This window comes from Promicromonospora sp. NPDC050262 (assembly GCF_040655935.1).
Classification (GTDB): Bacteria; Actinomycetota; Actinomycetes; order Actinomycetales; family Cellulomonadaceae; genus Promicromonospora.
The window spans coordinates 1-18,895 of record NZ_JBFAKX010000038.1 but is presented as its reverse complement, the minus strand read 5'-3'; the positions used below and the strand labels follow the sequence as shown (position 1 = coordinate 18,895).

General features: G+C 71.2%; 11 protein-coding genes. 9 read left to right on the top strand and 2 right to left on the bottom strand.

Annotation, left to right across the window (positions count from 1 at the left end; translation table 11 throughout):
• Window positions 1-105: 105 nt before the first annotated feature.
• On the bottom strand, window positions 106-1,287 hold the full coding sequence (locus tag AB0I29_RS27395; protein WP_285107747.1) for an ROK family protein: 1,182 nt from the start codon (window positions 1,285-1,287) through the stop codon (window positions 106-108).
• Between the two features lie 132 nt (window positions 1,288-1,419).
• Here AB0I29_RS27395 and AB0I29_RS27390 point away from each other — a divergent pair, with 132 nt between their 5' ends.
• The 9 genes from AB0I29_RS27390 (at window position 1,420) to AB0I29_RS27350 (ending at window position 17,608) form a co-directional block, all read left to right on the top strand.
• Window positions 1,420-2,901 (top strand): sugar ABC transporter ATP-binding protein, encoded by a 1,482-nt coding sequence (locus AB0I29_RS27390; protein ID WP_350224609.1) that lies wholly within the window; start codon window positions 1,420-1,422, stop codon window positions 2,899-2,901.
• Between the two features lie 17 nt (window positions 2,902-2,918).
• Window positions 2,919-3,875 (top strand): ABC transporter permease, encoded by a 957-nt coding sequence (locus AB0I29_RS27385; protein ID WP_357487416.1) that lies wholly within the window; start codon window positions 2,919-2,921, stop codon window positions 3,873-3,875.
• A 51-nt stretch (window positions 3,876-3,926) separates the two neighbouring features.
• On the top strand, window positions 3,927-4,979 hold the full coding sequence (locus tag AB0I29_RS27380; RefSeq protein ID WP_285107750.1) for a substrate-binding domain-containing protein: 1,053 nt from the start codon (window positions 3,927-3,929) through the stop codon (window positions 4,977-4,979).
• A 75-nt stretch (window positions 4,980-5,054) separates the two neighbouring features.
• On the top strand, window positions 5,055-6,233 hold the full coding sequence (locus AB0I29_RS27375) for a Gfo/Idh/MocA family oxidoreductase (protein WP_357487413.1): 1,179 nt from the start codon (window positions 5,055-5,057) through the stop codon (window positions 6,231-6,233).
• A gap of 127 nt (window positions 6,234-6,360) precedes the next feature.
• Window positions 6,361-11,982 (top strand): ThuA domain-containing protein, encoded by a 5,622-nt coding sequence (locus tag AB0I29_RS27370; protein WP_357487411.1) that lies wholly within the window; start codon window positions 6,361-6,363, stop codon window positions 11,980-11,982.
• A gap of 118 nt (window positions 11,983-12,100) precedes the next feature.
• Complete coding sequence (locus AB0I29_RS27365; RefSeq protein ID WP_285107756.1) at window positions 12,101-12,703, top strand: hypothetical protein; 603 nt, start codon at window positions 12,101-12,103, stop codon at window positions 12,701-12,703.
• Between the two features lie 56 nt (window positions 12,704-12,759).
• Complete coding sequence (locus tag AB0I29_RS27360; RefSeq protein WP_020017536.1) at window positions 12,760-13,761, top strand: sugar phosphate isomerase/epimerase family protein; 1,002 nt, start codon at window positions 12,760-12,762, stop codon at window positions 13,759-13,761.
• Between the two features lie 158 nt (window positions 13,762-13,919).
• Window positions 13,920-16,586: a PQQ-dependent sugar dehydrogenase gene (locus AB0I29_RS27355; RefSeq protein WP_357487408.1), complete on the top strand. Its 2,667-nt coding sequence runs from the start codon at window positions 13,920-13,922 to the stop codon at window positions 16,584-16,586.
• The gene (locus tag AB0I29_RS27350) at window positions 16,586-17,608 is read left to right on the top strand and encodes a sugar phosphate isomerase/epimerase (RefSeq protein ID WP_285107762.1); all 1,023 of its coding nucleotides are present in this window, start codon (window positions 16,586-16,588) and stop codon (window positions 17,606-17,608) included. Before AB0I29_RS27355 ends, AB0I29_RS27350 begins: the two co-directional genes overlap by 1 nt.
• 98 nt (window positions 17,609-17,706) lie before the next feature.
• Here AB0I29_RS27350 and AB0I29_RS27345 read toward each other — a convergent pair whose 3' ends face one another.
• A complete protein-coding gene (locus tag AB0I29_RS27345; RefSeq protein WP_357487406.1) occupies window positions 17,707-18,327 on the bottom strand; it encodes a GNAT family N-acetyltransferase in 621 nt (206 codons plus the stop codon).
• Window positions 18,328-18,895 lie beyond the last annotated feature (568 nt).

The window sequence follows — 18,895 nt, the reverse complement described above, 5'->3', positions numbered from 1 at the left end:
GTTGGTCGTCAGGGGCCGGTCACGGGGTTCTTCTCGATCGCCTCGTAGCGGTGCGCCATCCCCAGGCCCGGGGGACCTGAGCGTCCGACACGTGGGGGAGCGGGGTCACGCCACCAGGCGGTCCACGGCGTCGGAGGACAGCGCCTGGTCCACCGCCATGGCGCTCGCACCGAGCACGCCCGCCTGCGTGCCGGTGCGGGCCGTGACGATCCGCAGGTGCTGGGTCGCCAGGGGCAGGGACCGCTGGTAGACCACCTCGCGGATGCCGGCCACGATGTGCTCGCCGGCGTCGGCCAGGATGCCGCCGATCACGATCATCGAAGGGTTGAGCAGGCTCACGCTGGTGGCCAGCACCGCGCCGATGTCCCGGCCGGCCTGGCGCACGGCCTGGCTCGCGGCCACGTCGCCCGCCCGGACCAGGGCGACGACGTCGGCGGGCGTGGTCGCGCCCTCCAGGCGGCTCGCCACGGCCTGTCCGCTGGCGATGGCCTCCAGGCAGCCGATGTTGCCGCAGCGGCACGCGATGTCGGTGACGCCGGGCACGGCGACGTGCCCGATGTCGCCCGCCGAGCCCTGGGCACCGCGCCGCAGCGCGCCGTCCGCGATGATGCCGGCGCCGATACCGGTGGCGACCTTGACGAAGAGCAGGTCGGCCACGTCGGGCCAGGCCGCGCGGTGCTCGCCCAGCGCCATGATGTTCACGTCGTTGTCCACGAGCACCGGCGCGTGGAACCGCGCGCCGAGGATCGCCGGCACGTCCGCGTTGTCCCAGCCCGGCATGATCGGCGGGTTGTTCGGCTTGCCGGTCGCGTGCTCCACGGGGCCGGGCAGGCCCACGCCGACGCCGGCGAGCTCGCCGGTGGTCCGGCCCGCCTCGCGCAGCAGCTCGGCGCCGGTCTCGGCCACGCGGTCGAGCACGAGGTCCGGACCGTCCGTGATGAGCAGCGGCAGGTCGCGCTGCGCCAGCACCGTCGAGGCGAGGTCGGTCAGGGCGAGCCGCGCGTGCGTCGCGCCGAGGTCCACCCCCAGGACGACCCGGGCGGACGGGGCGAACGCGAAGGTCGCGGGCGGGCGTCCGCCGGTCGACGTCGCCTCGCCCGCGGGCGCGATGAGGCCCGCCGTCATCAGCAGGTCGATCCGCGCCGCGACGGTCGACCGTGCCTGCCCCGTGACGGCCGCGAGATCCGCCCGGGTCCGGGGTCGGCCGTCGCGCAGGAGCTGGAACATGTCGCCCGCTCCGGACACCTTGGGTACCTGCTGGAATACTTCCCGTGCCACTTCCACCATGTCCCTAGTCAATCATGGTGGGCGAAGTCGCGACTTTTGCTTGACCGTCGCCAAAAGTCCAACTACGTTCGATACATGGTCGACGCGGACCCCCAACCGACAGAGCAGCCGGCGCAGCAGCCCCTGCTGCGGATGCGCGGCATCGTGAAGGAATTCCCTGGCGCGCGTGCGCTCGACGGCGTGGACCTCGAGGTCCGTCCCGGCGAGGTGCACTGCCTGCTGGGCCAGAACGGGGCGGGAAAGTCCACCCTGATCAAGACCCTGGCCGGTGCCCACCAGCCCACGGCGGGCGAGATCCTGATCGACGAGGAACCGGTGGTCATCGCGAACCCCGTCGCCGCCCTGCGGCTCGGCATCGCGACGATCTACCAGGAGCTCGACGTCGTCGACGGCCTGACCGTCGCCGAGAACATCTACCTGGGGCACGAGCTCGCGACCGGCGGCGTCACCCGCCGGTCCGAGGCGGCCCGGAACACCCGCAAGATCCTCGACCGGCTCGGGCACAAGGAGATCTCCCCGCACCGTGAGGTGGGCTCGCTGCCCGCCGCGGGCAAGCAGATCGTGCAGCTCGCCCGGGCGCTGTCGCGCGACGCGCGCGTGGTCATCATGGACGAGCCGTCCGCCGTGCTGGACTCCGAGGAGGTCGGCAACCTCCACCGCATCGTGCGTGAGCTCACCGCCGACGGCGTCGCCGTCGTCTACATCTCGCACCGCCTGGAGGAGATCCGGCAGCTCGGCGACCGGATCACCGTGCTCAAGGACGGCCGCACCGTCGCGGAGAGCCTCACCGTGGCGGACACTCCGACCAAGGAGCTGATCCAGCTCATGACCGGCCGGTCGGTCGAGTACGCGTTCCCCGACCGCCCCGGCGTGGCCGAGGACGCGGCACCGGTCCTCCAGGTCGAGGGCCTCGGGCTCGGCGACGTCTTCGCCGACGTCTCCCTCACGGTCCGCGCCGGCGAGATCGTCGGCCTGGCGGGCCTGGTCGGCTCGGGCCGCTCCGAGATCCTGGAGACGATCTACGGTGCCCGGAAGGCGACCTCGGGCACGGTACGCGTGGGCGGCAAGCGCCTGCGCTCCGGCGTGGACGCCGCCGTGAGCGCGGGCATCGGCCTGTGCCCCGAGGAGCGCAAGAGCCAGGGCCTGATCCTGGACGAGCCCGTCTACCGCAACATCACCTTGTCCACCTTCTCGCGCATGGCGCGCGCCGGGCTGCTCGACGAGCGCGCCGAGCGTGCCGCGGCCCGCGAGCAGGTCGAGGCCCTCGACCTGCGGCCCGCCGGCGTGGAGCGGAGCGCCCGCACCCTGTCCGGCGGCAACCAGCAGAAGGCGCTGCTGGCGCGCTGGCTCGTGCACGGCTGCCGCGTCCTGCTGCTCGACGAACCCACCCGGGGCGTCGACGTCGGCGCCCGCGCCGAGATCTACAACCTGATCCGCCGCCTGGCGGACGACGGCGCCGCCGTGGTCGTCGTGTCCAGCGAGATCCCGGAGGTGCTCGGACTCGCGGACCGCGTGCTGGTCATCTCCGACGGCAAGGCGGTCCACGAGGGTCCCGCCCGCGAAATCGACGAGCACGCCGTGCTCGACCTGGTCATGGAAGGAAGTGTGGCGTGAGCCAACGATCGGCCCTCATGGGCCCGGCCCTGCGTATGGGTGGCCTCGTGCTCGCCCTCGTCCTGCTCGTCGTCGTCGGTGTGGCGACCGGCGGTGAGCGGTTCTGGAGCTTCGGCAACTTCACCACCATCCTCAGCCTCGCGGCCGTGATCGGCGTCGTGAGCATCGGTATGACGTTCGTCATCACGTCCGGCGGCATCGACCTCTCGGTCGGCTCCGTGCTCGGCCTCGCGTCCATCTGGGCCTCGACCCTGGCGACCCAGTACGCGGCCGAGGACTACGGCTGGTGGGTCATCGTGGTCACGGCGATGGCCGTCGGCCTGGGCGCGGGCCTCGTCAACGGCGCGCTCATCGCGTACGGCAAGGTCCCGGCGTTCATCGCGACGCTGGCCATGCTGGCCGCGGCCCGCGGCCTCGCCGAGATCATCGCCGGACGGCGCACCCAGGTCGTCCAGGTGGACGCGTTCTTCGACGTCTTCCAGGCCAAGCCGCTGGGCCTCCCGGTGATCGTCTGGATCTTCGTCGTGGTCGCCGCCGCCGGCTGGTTCCTGCTGAACCGCACCACGTTCGGGCGCCGCACCGTCGCGGTCGGCGGCAACCCCGAGGCGTCGCGCCTGGCGGGCATCAAGATCAAGCGGCACACCCTGTACCTGTACGCGCTCTCCGGCCTGGCGGCGGGCATCGGCGGCGTGATGATCCTGGCCCGGACCACCGCCGGGTCCTCCACGAACGGACTGTTCTACGAGCTGGACGCCATCGCGGCGGTCGTGGTCGGCGGCACGCTGCTGGTGGGAGGCCGCGGCACGATCACGGGCACAGTGCTGGGCGTCCTCATCTTCGCGACGCTCACCAACGTCTTCGTCATCAACAACATCGACAGCTCGGTCCAGGCGATCGCCAAGGGCGCGATCATCGTGTTCGCCGTGCTGCTGCAGCAGTGGTTCGCCTCGCGCGAGCGCGTCTCGACCACCTAGCACCTCCACAAGCCAACCCAGCATTTCCACCCCGGATCAAGGGAGATCACGATGACCTCGTCCATTGTTCGCACACGCCGGGTCTCCGGCGCCGTCGTCGCCGCGGCCTGCGCGGCGCTCGTCGTCGCCGGCTGCACCAGCAACGAGCCCCGCGAGAGCGAGGAGACCGCCACCGGTCCCGTCACGGTGACCGAGAACGACGCGCCCGGCGACGAGGTCGTCATCGGGTTCTCCGCACCTGCCGCCGACCACGGCTGGATGGGTGCCATCACCAGCGCCGCCCGCGCCGAGGCGGACAAGTACGAGGACGTCGACCTCCAGGTCGCCGAGGGCACGAACGACGTCAACGTGCAGATCAGCCAGATCGAGGGCTTCATCGACCAGGGCGTCGACGCGATCGTGCTCCTGCCGTTCGACGGCGCCGCGCTGACCGACGTGGCCCTGGAGGCCATGGAGGCCGGCATCCCGGTGATCAACGTGGACCGCGAGTTCACCAGCCCGTTCGCCGCCCGCGCCACGGTGCTGGGCGACAACTACGGCATGGGCGTGAGCGCCGGCACCTACATCTGCGAGCAGCTCGGCGACAACCCGGACGCCGTGGTCGCCGAGATCGCCGGCATCGACTCGCTGCCCCTGACCCAGGACCGCAGCGAGGGCTTCAAGGACGCCCTCGACGACTGCGGGCTCGACGTCGACGCGCGTGTCGCCGCAGAGTTCACCGTCGAGTCGGGTGAGGAGCAGACGGCGAACCTGCTGTCCGCCGAGCCGCAGATCGACGCCATCTGGAACCACGACGACGACCAGGGCATCGGCGTCCTGGCCGCCATCGAGAACGCGGGCCGCGACGAGTTCTTCCTGGTCGGCGGTGCGGGCTCCAGCAACATGATGGAGGAGATCCAGGACCCGGAGAGCGTCGTCAAGGCGACGGTCATCTACCCGTCCACCCAGGCCGCGGACGGCGTCAAGATGGCTCGACTCATCGCCCAGAACAAGACGGTGAGCGACCTCGCCTCGATCGGCGTCCCCCGCACCGTGCAGCTCTACGCGCCCGTCGTCACGGCGGACAACGTGGAGGAGTACCTGCCCATCGGCTTCGACTCCTGACGCTGTGACGCATCGGGACGACGCCCGCTCGGGCGTGCGACAAGGCGGGGAGACGACAGTGGGGGGAGGCGCGGTATGAGTACGGGAACGAGCGAGCTCGGCGTCGGCATGGTCGGCTACGCGTTCATGGGTGCGGCGCACTCGCAGGCCTGGCGCACGGCGCCGCGGTTCTTCGACCTGCCCATCGTGCCGCGCATGCGCGCGGTCGCGGGGCGGGACGGGGCCGCGGTCCGGGCGGCGGCCGACCGGCTGGGCTGGGACGAGGCCGTCGTCGGGTGGCAGGACCTGCTGACCCGGGACGACGTCGGGCTGGTCGACGTCTGCACGCCGGGCGACACGCACGTGGAGATCGCGGTCGCCGCTCTGGAGGCGGGCAAGCACGTCCTGTGCGAGAAGCCGCTGGCGAACACCGTGGCCGAGGCGGAGGTGATGGCCGCCGCCGCCGAGGCCGCGGCCGAGCACGGCGTGCGCGCGATGGTGGGGTTCACCTACCGTCGCGTGCCCGCCGTGGCGCTGGCCCGGCAGCTCGTGCAGGAGGGGCGCATCGGCCAGGTGCGGCACGTGCGCGCGCAGTACCTCCAGGACTGGCTGGCGGACCCGCAGGCGCCCATGTCCTGGCGCCTCGACAAGCAGAAGGCGGGCTCGGGCGCCCTGGGCGACATCGGCGCCCACGTGGTCGACATGGCGCAGTTCGTCACGGGCGAGTCGCTCACCGGGGTGAGCGGCCTGCTCGAGACCTTCGTCCACGAGCGCCCGGAGGCGGTGTCGTCCTCGGGTCTTTCGGGGGTGGCCGACTCCGGCCGCACGGGCCAGGTCACGGTGGACGACGCCGCGGTGTTCCTCGGCCGGCTGTCGGGCGGCGGGCTGGCGACCTTCGAGGCGACGCGCTTCGCCTGGGGCCGCAAGAACGCGATCCGGCTGGAGGTCAACGGGTCGAAGGGCTCCTTGGCCTTCGACTTCGAGGACATGAACCTGCTGCACTACTACGACGCGACGGACGAGTCGGCGATCGCGGGCTTCCGCCGGATCGTCGTCACGGAGCCGGAGCACCCCTATGTGGCCGCGTGGTGGCCGCCGGGGCACGGCCTCGGCTACGAGCACGCGTTCACGCACCAGGTCGTGGACCTGATGGGTGACCTGGCCGCCGGCCGGCAGCCGACGCCGTCGTTCGGCGACGGTCTGCGTGTCCAGCGGGTGCTGGACGCCGTCGAGCGGAGCGCCGCCGGCGGAGGGGGGTGGGTCTCGCTGGTCTGACCGGCGGGATCGGACCGGCGACGCGGACCGGCTTGAGCGAGGGGCTCGGGCCGGTCCTTCCCCAAGACCTGTGCACGAGCAGTCCCGCAACGCACTAGTACTGACCCGACTCAATGAGGAGCTCCAGGTGAGAAACGTGCTACGAACCGGCCGCGTGCTGCGGTCTGTGGTCGCGGCAGCAGCCGTGACCGCGCTCGGCGTCCCAGCCATGGTGGCGGCCGCCGCGCCATCGGTCGCATCCCAGCGCGTGCCGGCCGAGGCCGCCGTGGCATCGGCCGCCGAGGCCGCGGCCGAACCCTTCGACGCCCTGGTGTTCTCCAGGACGGCCGGCTTCCGGCACGGCTCCATCCCCGCGGGGATCGAGGCGATCACCCAGCTCGGTGCGGCGAACGACTTCACGGTCACCGCCACCGAGGACGCGAGCGTCTTCTCCGACGAGGGGCTGGCCGACTACGAGGTGGTCGTCTTCCTGTCCACCACCGGTGACGTCCTGGACGAGCAGCAGCAGGCCGCGTTCGAGCGCTACATCCAGGGCGGTGGCGGCTATGCCGGCATCCACGCGGCGTCCGACACGGAGTACGACTGGCCGTGGTACGGCGAGCTCGTGGGGGCCTACTTCAACTCCCACCCGGCCAACCAGGACGCCACCGTCAAGGTCGAGGACGACGTCCACGCCTCGACGGCCCACCTGCCGCAGCGGTGGGAGCGGCACGACGAGTGGTACAACTACCGCACGAACCCACGCGACCAGGTGCACGTCCTCGCCTCCCTCGACGAGACCACGTACGACGCCGGGACGGGTGCGATGGGGGCCGAGCACCCGATCGCCTGGTGCCAGGTCTACGACGGCGGCCGGTCCTGGTACACGGGCGGCGGTCACACCGACGCCTCGTACGGCGAACCGGAGTTCCTCGAGCACCTGCTGGGCGGGTTGCAGACCGCGGCCGGCGTCGTCGACTCCGACTGTGCCGCGACCCAGAGCGACAGCTACGAGATGGTGCCCCTCGACGAGGACACCGCCAACCCGATGATGCTGGACGTGGCCGATGACGGCACCGTCTTCTACGTCGAGCGGGACGGCCGCGTCCAGCTGATCGACCCGGACTCGAACACCACGAGCACCGCGATGACGCTGCCGGTCACCCAGTCCAACGAGGACGGCCTGACCGGCGTCGTGCTCGACCCGGACTTCGCGGCCAACGGGTGGGTCTACCTGTTCTGGTCCCCGCAGGACGTTGGTGACGACGGCCCGCACAACCGCGTCTCCCGCTTCGACTACGACGCCGCCTCCGGCACGATCGACCAGGCCTCCGAGGAGACCGTGCTGATCATCCCGACGCAGCGCCAGACGTGCTGTCACGCGGGCGGTGACATGGTCTTCGACGGCGACGGCAACCTGTACGTGGCCACCGGCGACAACACGAACCCGTTCGAGTCGCAGGGGTACGCACCGTTGGACGAGCGGGCGGGGCGGGCGAACTTCGACTCCCAGCGCACGTCGGCCAACAGCAACGACCTGCGCGGCAAGGTCCTGCGGATCACGCCGCAGGACGACGGTTCGTACACGATCCCCGAGGGCAACATGTTCGCCCCGGGCACGGCGGACACGCTGCCCGAGATCTACGCGATGGGATTCCGCAACCCGTTCCGGATCGGCGTCGACCCGGCGACCGACAACGTGCTCGTGGCCGACTACGGCCCCGACGCCGGAGCGGCGAACCCGGACCGCGGCCCGGCCGGAACCGTCGAGTGGAACGTCGTGAGCGAGCCGGGGTTCTACGGCTGGCCGTACTGCACGGGCGCCAACAACGCCTACCGTTCCTACGACTTCGCCACGGGCCAGTCGGGCGCGGCGTACGACTGCGCCGGCGGCGCCGTGAACGACTCGCCGAACAACACCGGCATCACCCAGCTGCCGCCCGCGGCGGAGGCCGAGGTCTGGTACGGCTACGGGACCAACCCGCTGTTCCCGGAGATCGGGGGCGGTGGTGCGCCGATGGGCGGCCCGGTCTACACCTATGACCCCGAGCTGGAGTCCGACACCAAGTGGCCGGCCTACTGGGACGGCAAGGCGCTGTTCGGCGAGTGGAACCAGGGGCGGATGTACTCCTTCCAGCTCGCGGGAGAACAGCGGGACGACCTCGTGGACATCAACCGGGCCCTGCCGGGGATCTTCGACCCGAGCGCAGGGTTCGACCGGCCGATGGACTTCGACTTCGGCCCCGACGGTGCGCTGTACGTCGTGGACTGGGGTTCTGGTTTCGGCGGCAACAACGACACCTCGGGTGTGTACCGGGTCGACTACGTGGAAGGCGATCCGGCACCCATCGCCCGGGCGGCCGCCGACGTGACCGACGGCCTGGCACCGCTGACCGTGCAGTTCTCCTCGGAGGGCACCCGGCACCCTGCCGGTGAGCCGCTCAGCCTGCAGTGGACCTTCGGCGACGGCTCGGCGCCGAGCACCGATGCCAACCCGACCCACACCTACACCGAGAACGGCCGCTACACCGCCCAGCTGGTCGCCACCGACCCGGCCGGGCAGACCGGCGTGGCGAACGTGACGATCGTGGTGGGCAACATCGCTCCCGAGGTGTCGATCACGTTCCCGGAGAACGGCGGGTTCTTCGAGTGGGGCGACCAGGTGCGCTACGAGATCGAGGTCGACGATCCCGACGGCGAGGTGAGCTGTGACGACGTCACGCTGTTCACCTCGCTCGGCCACGACTCCCACGCGCACCCGTTCGAGGAGCTGACCGGCTGCTCGGGTGTCATCCAGACCGCCCGGGACGAGGGCCACGGCATCGAGTCGAACATCTTCTGGGTGATCGAGGGCTTCTACACGGACGACGGAGGCGCCGCCGGCGCACCCCTGACGGCGACCGACCTGCAGGTGCTGCAGCCCAAGCTGGTCCAGTCGGAGTTCTTCACCGGCACGGGCCGCGTGGACGGTATCGGTGACGGCGCGGGCGACCCCGGCGTCCAGATCGAGCAGACGGGCGACTCCGCCGGTGGTGGCCAGAACATCGGCTTCATCGAGCCCGGTGACTACTGGGCGCACGAGCCGGTGAGCCTGGCCCAGGTCGACTCGATCTCGTTGCGCGCCGCCTCGCAGGGCGGCGGCGGAGAGGTGTCGCTGCGCTGGGACGCGCCGGACGGTCCGGAGATCGGCCGCATCACGGTGCCCGGCACGGGCGGCTGGCAGCAGTACGTCGACGTCGGGACCGAGCTGCACGACGTGCCCTCGGGTTCGGGCTCGCTGCACTTCGTCCTGCTGTCGGGAGGCATCAACGCCAACTGGATGGAGATCGACGGCCGCGGTGTCACCGACAACCAGCGGCCGGAGGTCGAGCTGACGGTCGACCCGGTCGCGGGTGACGCCCCGCTCACCGTGACCGCGTCCGCCGCCGCCACGGACCCCGACGGGACCGGAGACCTGACCTACGCCTGGGACGCCGGTCTCGGCGACGGGTTCGTCGACGGGACGCCGGCGTTCGAGCACACCTACGAGACGCCGGGGACCTACCGGCTCCAGGTGCGTGTCACCGACGAGGGCGGCGCCTACGCCGTCGAGTACGTCATGGTGGAGGTCACCGGGATCGTCACGGAGCCCGCGCTGTGCCTGTCGGGGCGGTCGGACGACTTCCTCGGTGACGAGCTCGACCCGGACCGCTGGACCGTGCTGGACCGCAACCAGGACCTGCGGGTCGCCGACGGGGTGCTCACCATCCCGGCGAGCGTCACGGACTTCTACGGGACGGGCAACTCCACCGTGCCGAACCTCGTGCTGCAGGACCTGCCGGACGGCCCCTTCACCGCCACGGCCAAGGTCACGATCCCTGCCTACGCGCAGTACCAGCAGGCCGGACTGCTGATCTACGGCGACGCGGACAACTACGCCAAGATGGTGATCGAGGGGCGTTCGGCACCTGCCGACCCGGCCACGCGCATCTTCCAGTACATCCGTGAGGAGGCCGGCGTGCCGAACGAGGTCGGTGACTCCAACACCGCCGCCCTCGGCCAGGCGTACCCGGACACGGTGTATGTGCGTCTGTCCAGCAGCGACGGCGAGGACCTGACGGCGGCGTACTCGGACGACGGGGTGGGCTTCACGGCCATGCCGCAGACTAAGTCGCTGTCGGGCATCGACGACCCGCAGATCGGGCTCTTCGCGCTCGCCGGCAGCGGTTCGGCGGCCGAGGTCGTGGACGCGCGGTTCGACTGGTTCCACATCACCCCGGACGACACGGCCACGGCCCCCGGCCCGGACGACGAGTTCGACGGGGACGGGCTCGACGCCTGCCGCTGGGACGTCGTCCGCGACGACCCGACGGGATACCGGGTGACCGGGGGCGCGCTGGAGATCGACACGACCGCCACGGACATCTACACCGGCTCCAACACCGGCACGCCGAACATCGTCGTGCAGGACCTGCCGGAGGATGACTGGACGGTCGAGACGCTGGTGGACGGCTCGGACTTCGACCAGCAGTACCAGCAGGGCGGGCTCATCGCCTACGGCGACGACGACAACTACGTCAAGCTCGACCTTGTGACCGACAACGCGGTGGGCAGCCCCGTCGCGCAGCGCCTCGAGCTGCGCAGCGAGGTCGACGCGGTGGTGCAGGAACCGCAGCCGAACGTGAACGGCCTCACCTCGGGCACGTGGCACCTGCGGCTCTCGAAGGAAGGTTCGACCTTCACCGCCGCCTACAGCGCCGACGGTGAGGAATGGACCGCGTTCGACGAGTCGGTGACCCACGACGGGCTGCAGGACGCCCGGGTGGGCCTGTACGCGCTGGGTGCCTCCCAGCAGTCGGTCGCCACGGCGTCGTTCGACCACTTCCGGGTGGTCGGCGCCGCCGAGCCGCTCGCGGTGAGCGGCACGGTGTCACCGGCCGAGCCGGACGGCCCGGACGGGCAGTGGCTCGGGCCGGTCACGGTCACGGTGGAGACCACGGGCGGCCCGGACGGCGCCACGGTGTACCGGGAGGTCAACGTCGACGACGGCGGCTGGACCGAGTACACGGCACCGGTGGAGATCTCGGCGTCCGGCGCCCACACCGTCCAGGTGCGGGCGTCGGCGGACGGCGACACGGTCGTCGGCGAGACCCTTCGGTTCACGATCGCGGAGCCCGAGGTCAGCGAGGCGACGCCGGCGGTCGAGATCGTCCAGCCGACGTGCTCCTACGACCGGTCGGGAGACGAGGTCGTCACCGGCGGTGCACTGGTCACCGCCGAGGTGGAGGGCGTGCGGTCCTACGTCGTGCGGGAGTGGGTCGACGGCGCGGCCGGTGACGTCGTGACCGACCTGGACGACCTCGCTCCCGGTAGGTATCGGGTCGCGGCCCGGCCTGCCGACGGGTACGTCCTCGTCGCCGAGGGAGACTGGAAGGTCCGCGACAACGGGCTCGCCGTGCTCTTCGTGACGCTCGAGGAGCCCGAGTGCCCCGACCCGAACACGCCCGACGTCGTCGTCACGGCGGCGACCTGCGATGCCGGGGGGTCGATCGATCCGGTCGAGCTGCCGGGCGTCCGCAGCTACGTCGTGCACCGCTGGGTCGACGGCAAGGCCGACGGCAAGCCGCGTGACCTGGGGAACCTCGCGGCCGGTGACTACCGCGTCATCGCCACGCCGGAACCCCGCACGAAGCTGACGGTGGCGGGGGACTGGCAGCTCAGCCCCTCCGGCAAGGCGTTCGTCGTCGTGACCGTCGAGGACGGGTGCGCGACGAACCAGGGGGCCGTGTGAGGCCTCGACGGCAGGGCCGGTGACCACCGGCCACCACCCTCGGCACGGGAGGGAGTCGCTCCCGCCCCGTGCCGAGGGTCCTCCCGGGCCGGCGGCCCCTGAATCGAGAGGGACGGACATGCAGAGGTTCACGCGCCTCGGTGCGGCGCTGGCACTGGGGCTCGGACTCGCCGTCGGGCCGCTCGCCGCGGCGCCGGCGTCGGCGCACGGCGGGAAGATCGACATCGAGCTCGGCACGGACGGCGCCGGCGGCATCTCCGCCGCACTGGTCTGGGCAGGCGACCAGCACCCGGTCGAGGAATCGGCCGTGGTGGAGGTCCGGGCGGTCTCCGACGCCGGTGACGAGGTGGGCCCGATCACGCTTGTCTCGGCGTCCGAGGGCGTCGGCTGGTACCGCTCGGAACCCGCGGTGCTCGACGAGGGGCACTGGACGGTGACCGCGCGGGTCAAGGAACCGGCCAAGGCGAAGGTCGAGACCGAGGTCGACGTGGTGGCACCGCCCGCCGCCGAGCAGGCAGAGCCCGAGCAGGCAGAGGCCGGGGCGAGCAGCTCGCAGCCGGCCGAGACCACCACCGGGGCGGACGGGGCAGGCACGGCAGCACGGACGGACGACGTCGCATCGGCGTCGAGCGGTCTGCCGGGCTGGACCGGCTGGGTGCTGGGCGCGCTCGTCGTCGCGGGAGCGGCGACGGCCGTTCTCCGGCGCAGGCGTACTCCCTGACCGAACACCGATGGGCACGACCGGCGAAGCCGGATCGTCACGCACAGGAGGAAACCATGGCACGACCGATCACCCTCTTCACCGGCCAGTGGGCCGATCTGCCGCTCGAGGAGGTGGCACGCCTCGCGTCGGAGTGGGGCTATGACGGGCTGGAGCTCGCCTGCTGGGGCGACCACCTGGACCCGTGGCGCTGGGACGACGACGAGTACGTCGCCGGACGCCTCGAGCTGCTGGAGCGGCACGGCCTCAAGGTGTGGGCGATCTCCAACCACCTCAAGGGCCAGGCCGTCTGCGACGACCCGATCGACCAGCGCCACCGCGACATCGTCTCCGACCGGGTGTGGGGCGACGGCGACCCCGAGGGCGTGCGGCAGCGTGCCGCGGAGGAGATGAAGAACACCGCACGCCTGGCCGCGAAGCTCGGCGTCAAGACCGTGATCGGGTTCACCGGTTCCGCGATCTGGAAGTACGTGGCGATGTTCCCGCCGGTCTCCGACGCGGCGATCGAGGCCGGCTACCAGGACTTCGCCGACCGCTGGAACCCCATCCTCGACGTGTTCGACGAGGTGGGGGTCAAGTTCGCCCACGAGGTGCACCCCAGCGAGATCGCCTACGACTACTGGACCACCGTCCGCACGCTCGAGGCGATCGGCCACCGCGAGGCGTTCGGCCTCAACTGGGACCCCAGCCACATGGTGTGGCAGGACCTGGACCCGGTCAGCTTCCTCTGGGACTTCAAGGACCGGATCTACCACGTGGACTGCAAGGACACGAAGAAGCGCATGACGAACGGCCGGAACGGCCGCCTGTCGTCGCACCTGCCGTGGGCCGACCCGCGCCGCGGCTGGGACTTCGTGTCGACCGGGCACGGCGACGTCCCCTGGGAGGACGCGTTCCGGATGCTCAACACGATCGGCTACGACGGCCCGATCTCCGTGGAGTGGGAGGACGCCGGCATGGATCGCCTCGTGGGCGCGCCGGAAGCCCTCCAGTTCGTGCGTTCCCACGCGTACGACGCGCCGGACTCCGCGTTCGACGCCGCGTTCTCGACCCGCTGACCCGCACCCGCTGACCAGGAGGTACGTCACCGAGCCACCCGCACCACACCGGTGTCGCCGTACGGCACCGGACCCGCAGGAAGACCGGGCCCCGGACGAATGGGATGCGCACGAGGCCCGGCCGGCGTGACCAACTCGACGAGGAGCTGCATCACGAGATGAAGACTATCGAGACGCGCGTTCACGCGCGCCAGAAGAGAACGCTGGCGGCGCTCGCGGCCGCCGCGCTGGTCGGGACGGCACTCGTGGCCGCGCCGACGGCGTTCGCGCACGACGGCCACGACGCCGCCGGCCCCGCGGACGCGGCGGCCGCCGCGGACACCGACTGGGGCAACTACGAGAAGATCCTGCTCACCAAGGACGTGGGCGAACCGATCGACATGGCGGTCCTGCCCGACCAGCGAGTGCTCCACACCGCCCGCAACGGCGACGTCCGGCTGACCGACCCGGCCACGGGCGTCACCCGCGTCGTCAACACCCTGGACGTGTACGCCAACTCGGAGGACGGCCTGCAGGGCATCGCCCTGGCGCCCGACTTCGCGGAGAGCAACCAGGTCTACCTCGTGTACGCGCCGCGGGACGCGGACGGCGACGGCGTGACGGACACACCGGCGGGCAACGCGCCCAACACGCTGCCCGCGGGCGAGGACGAGAGCTACTGGGACCAGTGGGTGGGCGTGAACCGCCTGGCCCGCTACACCTGGACCGGCGACGGGCTCGACCTCGACTCGGAGCAGGCGATCCTCGACATCGAGGTGCAGCGCGGCCAGTGCTGCCACGTCGGCGCCGACATCGACTTCGACGGCGAGGGCAACCTCTACCTCTCGACCGGCGACAACACCCCGGCCGGCACGCCGGGCGCCAACGGCTACGCCCCGAACAACGACGCCCTGAACATGAACCCGGGCTTCGACTCGCGGCGCGGGGCGGGAAACACCAACGACCTGCGGGGCAAGATCCTGCGGATCGACGTGAAGGACGAGATCCCGGCCGGCACGGCGCCGGGCGAGGGCAGCACCTACGACGTCCCCGCGGGCAACCTGTTCGCCCCCGGCACGGAGGGCACGCGCCCCGAGATCTTCGTGATGGGCGTGCGCAACCCGTTCCGCATCGAGGTGGACCCCCAGACCAACTCCCTGACCTGGGGCGACTACGGGCCCGACGCCGGCGCCGCGAACGCGGACCGCGGGCCGATGGGCTACGTGGAGTGGAACGCCGTGGGCCTCGACGACCCGCACAACTCCGGCTGGCCGTACTGCCACGGCCCGAACGCGGCCTACAACGAGTGGAACTTCGAGACCGCCACGCCGCGCGAGTTCTTCGACTGCGCGGCCCCGGTCAACAACTCCCGCTGGAACACGGGCCTGACGAACCTGCCCCCGTCGCGGGCGGCCACCCTGTACTACGGCGACCAGGCGGGTCAGCAGCCCCGGGACGAGCTCGTGAGCTTCGGCTCGGGCAGCGGCCAGGCGCCGATGGGCGGCCCGGTCTACCACTACGACGCCGACAGCACGGCCCCGGGGAAGTTCCCCGAGTACTGGGACGGCAAGGCGTTCTTCGGCGAGTTCTCCCAGGACTACTACGCCGCGTTCAGCGTGGACTGGTCCACGTTCGAGGTCGGCGAGATCGAGGACTTCTTCCCCAACTCGGCGCTCACCGCCGCCGGCATGCCGATCAACGACAACCCGATCGACCTCGAGTTCGGCCCGGACGGCTCGCTGTACGTCCTGGAGTACGGCGACGGGTTCTTCCGGCAGAACCCGGACTCCGGGCTCTACCGCATCGATCACGCCGAGGGCAACAAGGCGCCGCAGGCGCAGTTCACGGCCACGCCGGAGTCGTCCCCGTCCGCGCCGGTGGAGGTCGCGTTCGACGCGTCGGGCTCCAGCGACCCGGACGGCGACACGCTCACCTACGAGTGGGACGTCGACGGTGACGGCACCTTCGACCTGACCGGCCCGGAGGTCACGCACACCTACACCGAGCTCGGCGTCTACACGGCCCGCCTGCGCGTCACCGACGGCAGCGGCAAGCGCACGCTCACCTCGACGTCGATCAGCGTCGGCAACGAGGCGCCCGAGATCACCGTCGACTTCCCGGCCGACGGCGGTTTCTTCGACTGGGGCGACGAGGTCGCCTTCCAGGTGACCACGAACGACGCCGAGGACGGCACCGAGACCGTCTGCGAGCGGGTCGCCTGGTCGTACGGCCTCGGCCACGACGAGCACGCGCACCCCGAGGTGTCGGGCACCGGCTGCACCGGCGTCTTCCCGACCGACCCCAACTCCCCGGAGCACGGCGCCGGCGCGCACCTGTACGGCGCCGTCGTCATCACCTACACCGACAACGGGGCCAACGGCCTGCCGCCCGCCGCCGGCGAGGCGACGCTGCGCCTGAACCCCAAGCTGCAGCAGGCGGAGCACGCGACCCTCAAGGGCGTCGAGGTGGTCCAGGACGAGACGGCCTCGGCCGGCGCGTACGTGACCGGCCTCGGCAAGAAGGACTCGCTCGCCCTGGAGCGGGTGAGCCTGTCCGGGATCGACAGCGTGACCGCGACGGTGCGCGGCAAGGGGCAGCTCCAGCTCCGCTGGGGCTCGCCCACGGCCAGGCCGTTCGCGAGCGCGAAGGTGAACGCGCGCACGTGGAAGGACGTCGACCTGTCGTTCCGCGACCGCGACCAGACGGGGACGCTCTACGTCACGGCGACGGGCACCCTCGACGTGGACGCCCTGACGATGGTCGGCGAGGGCGTCGGTACGCCCCCCGCTGCCGAACAGAACTCGACCGGCCCGTCCGGGGCCGCTCGGACCGAAGGAGAGCAGTGATGGAATCACGCACTGACGTCAACCGCAGGAACTTTCTGAGGCTGGCCGGCGGCACCGTGGCCGTGGGTGCGGCGACGCTGGCCGGTGCCGGTCTCGCGGGCAGCGCCGCCGCGGCGACGCTCGCCCCGGCGACGGCGGCGACCGGGGCAGCGGCCGCCGGCCGGGGCGGGGGCCGCGTGCTCGTGCCCGCCGGCCACATCGGCATCCAGCTGTACTCGATCAGGGACAAGGTCTCCTCGCTCGGCTTCCGCACCGTCTTCGAGCGGCTGGCCGACATGGGCTACGCCGAGGTCGAGTTCGCCGGGTACACGCAGGGCCAGGTCGGGGCGATCACGCCCCAGGAGATCCGGCAGCTGCTCGACGACAACGGCCTGAGGGCCGTGGGCTCCCACCGCGGGATCTCGGACTTCGCCAACAACATGGAGCAGGAGCTCGACATCGCCGAGACCCTCGGCATGGAGCACGTGGGCACCGCGCAGGCGCCCACCAGCAACCGCACGGTGGCCGGCTACCTCGCCGCCGCCGAGCAGTTCAACGGCTTCGGCGCGGCGGCGCGCGCCCGCGGCCTGAAGTTCTACCAGCACAACCACGACGGGGAGTTCGGCTTCGCCACCGACAACCCCGACGTGCGGCTCTACGACGTCTTCTACGACAACACCGACCCCCGGAAGGTCTTCCTCGAGATGGACGTCTACTGGGCGTTCGTGGGGCAGCACCGCTACCCGGGCTTCGAGCCGGTGGACTACGTCAAGCGCAACCCGCACCGCTACCCGCTCCTGCACCTCAAGGACGGCGACGCGAACCCGGCGAACACCGGTGGCTACGACATCGTGGAGTTCGGGGCCGGCGACCTGCCGTACACCGAGTTCCTGTCGGCGCTCGCGGGCTCGGGCCGGCGGCACGGCATCTGGGAGCAGGACAACGCCGCCTCGGTGGCCGCACCCGGCTACCCGGTCGACTCGTTCGGCAACGCCGAGCGGTCGTACGTCGAGATCCGCTCGCTGCGGGCCGAGCGCTGCTGATCCGGCGCGCGCAAGAGGGCTCGCAGCAGGGCTCGCAGCAGGGTGAGTGAGGTGTGGCCGACGCCGGAGGGCGTCGGCCACACCTTTCTGCCGGCGGGCTACGCCGGGGTGCGCAGCAGCACGAGGTCGTCGTGATCCAGGTCGCCCACCCGCTTGGTGCGCCTGCCGACCACCTCGAAGCCGCTCTTGCGGTAGAAGGCCTGGGCGCGCTCGTTGCGCGCGTTGGTGCCGAGCCAGAACGGCAGCCCGGGACCGAGCTGGGCCGCGGCGTCGACGGCGCTCCGCATGAGCGCGCCGGCCACCCCGCCGCCCAGGACGTCGGGGTGCACGTAGATCTTGGACAGCTCGACGTAGGGCGCCTCGCGCCCGGTCGCCGCCAGGACGGCCTCGGCCTCGGCCGCGCCCTCGGGCCGGCCCAGGACGAGGAGCGCGTAGCCGAGCAGGCGCGTGCCGTCGTCGTGGACGAGCAGTGCGTGCTCCGCGCTCGTGGCCCACTCCCGGAAGTGGCCGGGCGTCAGTTTGTGCGCGATGTGCGTGGCCATGTCGGACGGCGGCGTGCCGGGCGGGCAGGCCAGGGGAAAGGTGAGGGCGGCGAGCCAGGCGGTCTCGGCCGCGTCGTCGATGCCCGCCCGGCGGACGCCGCCGGGGCGTGCTCCCGGGGCGGTGCGCCGGTCGGTCAGGTTCCCGGCGGACGGCGCCGGTGAGTGCTCAGGTGTCACGACACGAACGTAGTACGCGGCCTCGGTACGCGGCCTCGACGTGCGGACGAGGCACGGGGAGCGGGAAATGATCGTGCGGGAGCGGCAACGGACGGCACGTCGAGGTGTGCGGGCCAGGGGCTTGTGCCTCAGGTGCGTGGCCCCGGTCACAAGCACTGTCCGATGTTTGCTCATGGGCTGTTCAAATACGTCCTGACCTGCGGAAACATGGTGTGCCGCAGGCCACTGCGCCCGAGTTGGCGTGTACGCGGGATCGTGTGTAATGTTCTCCAGGTCAGCCCGACGGGCAGACGGACACCGGGTAGGAAACGAACCGAGTGGCCGCGCCGGGGTTGAAACCCACATCGCAGGATCGAGGAACTTTGTGTTCCCCGGAATCAAGTGGGTCGCCATATTCGGCAAGCAGGTTGCAATTCCTTCCAGTTCTGAGAAACGGAAGCGAATTTGATCGGCCGAAAGAATCTGGTAAGCTAGAGGAACTGCCCCGGACAGGGAAGCGAACGAAAAGGTCGCGGCTCTGACGGTGTGCGTCGGTTGTTTGAGAACTCAACAGTGTGCTTGATAGTCA

Excerpts from the sequence above, each read along its gene's own strand:
- AB0I29_RS27395 (WP_285107747.1), bottom strand. The coding sequence starts at position 1,287 with ATGGTGGAAGTGGCACGGGAAGTATTCCAGCAGGTACCCAAGGTGTCC.
- AB0I29_RS27390 (WP_350224609.1), top strand. The coding sequence starts at position 1,420 with ATGCGCGGCATCGTGAAGGAATTCCCTGGCGCGCGTGCGCTCGACGGC.
- AB0I29_RS27385 (WP_357487416.1), top strand. The coding sequence starts at position 2,919 with ATGGGCCCGGCCCTGCGTATGGGTGGCCTCGTGCTCGCCCTCGTCCTG.
- AB0I29_RS27380 (WP_285107750.1), top strand. The coding sequence starts at position 3,927 with ATGACCTCGTCCATTGTTCGCACACGCCGGGTCTCCGGCGCCGTCGTC.
- AB0I29_RS27375 (WP_357487413.1), top strand. The coding sequence starts at position 5,055 with ATGAGTACGGGAACGAGCGAGCTCGGCGTCGGCATGGTCGGCTACGCG.
- AB0I29_RS27365 (WP_285107756.1), top strand. The coding sequence starts at position 12,101 with ATGCAGAGGTTCACGCGCCTCGGTGCGGCGCTGGCACTGGGGCTCGGA.
- AB0I29_RS27360 (WP_020017536.1), top strand. The coding sequence starts at position 12,760 with ATGGCACGACCGATCACCCTCTTCACCGGCCAGTGGGCCGATCTGCCG.
- AB0I29_RS27355 (WP_357487408.1), top strand. The coding sequence starts at position 13,920 with ATGAAGACTATCGAGACGCGCGTTCACGCGCGCCAGAAGAGAACGCTG.
- AB0I29_RS27350 (WP_285107762.1), top strand. The coding sequence starts at position 16,586 with ATGGAATCACGCACTGACGTCAACCGCAGGAACTTTCTGAGGCTGGCC.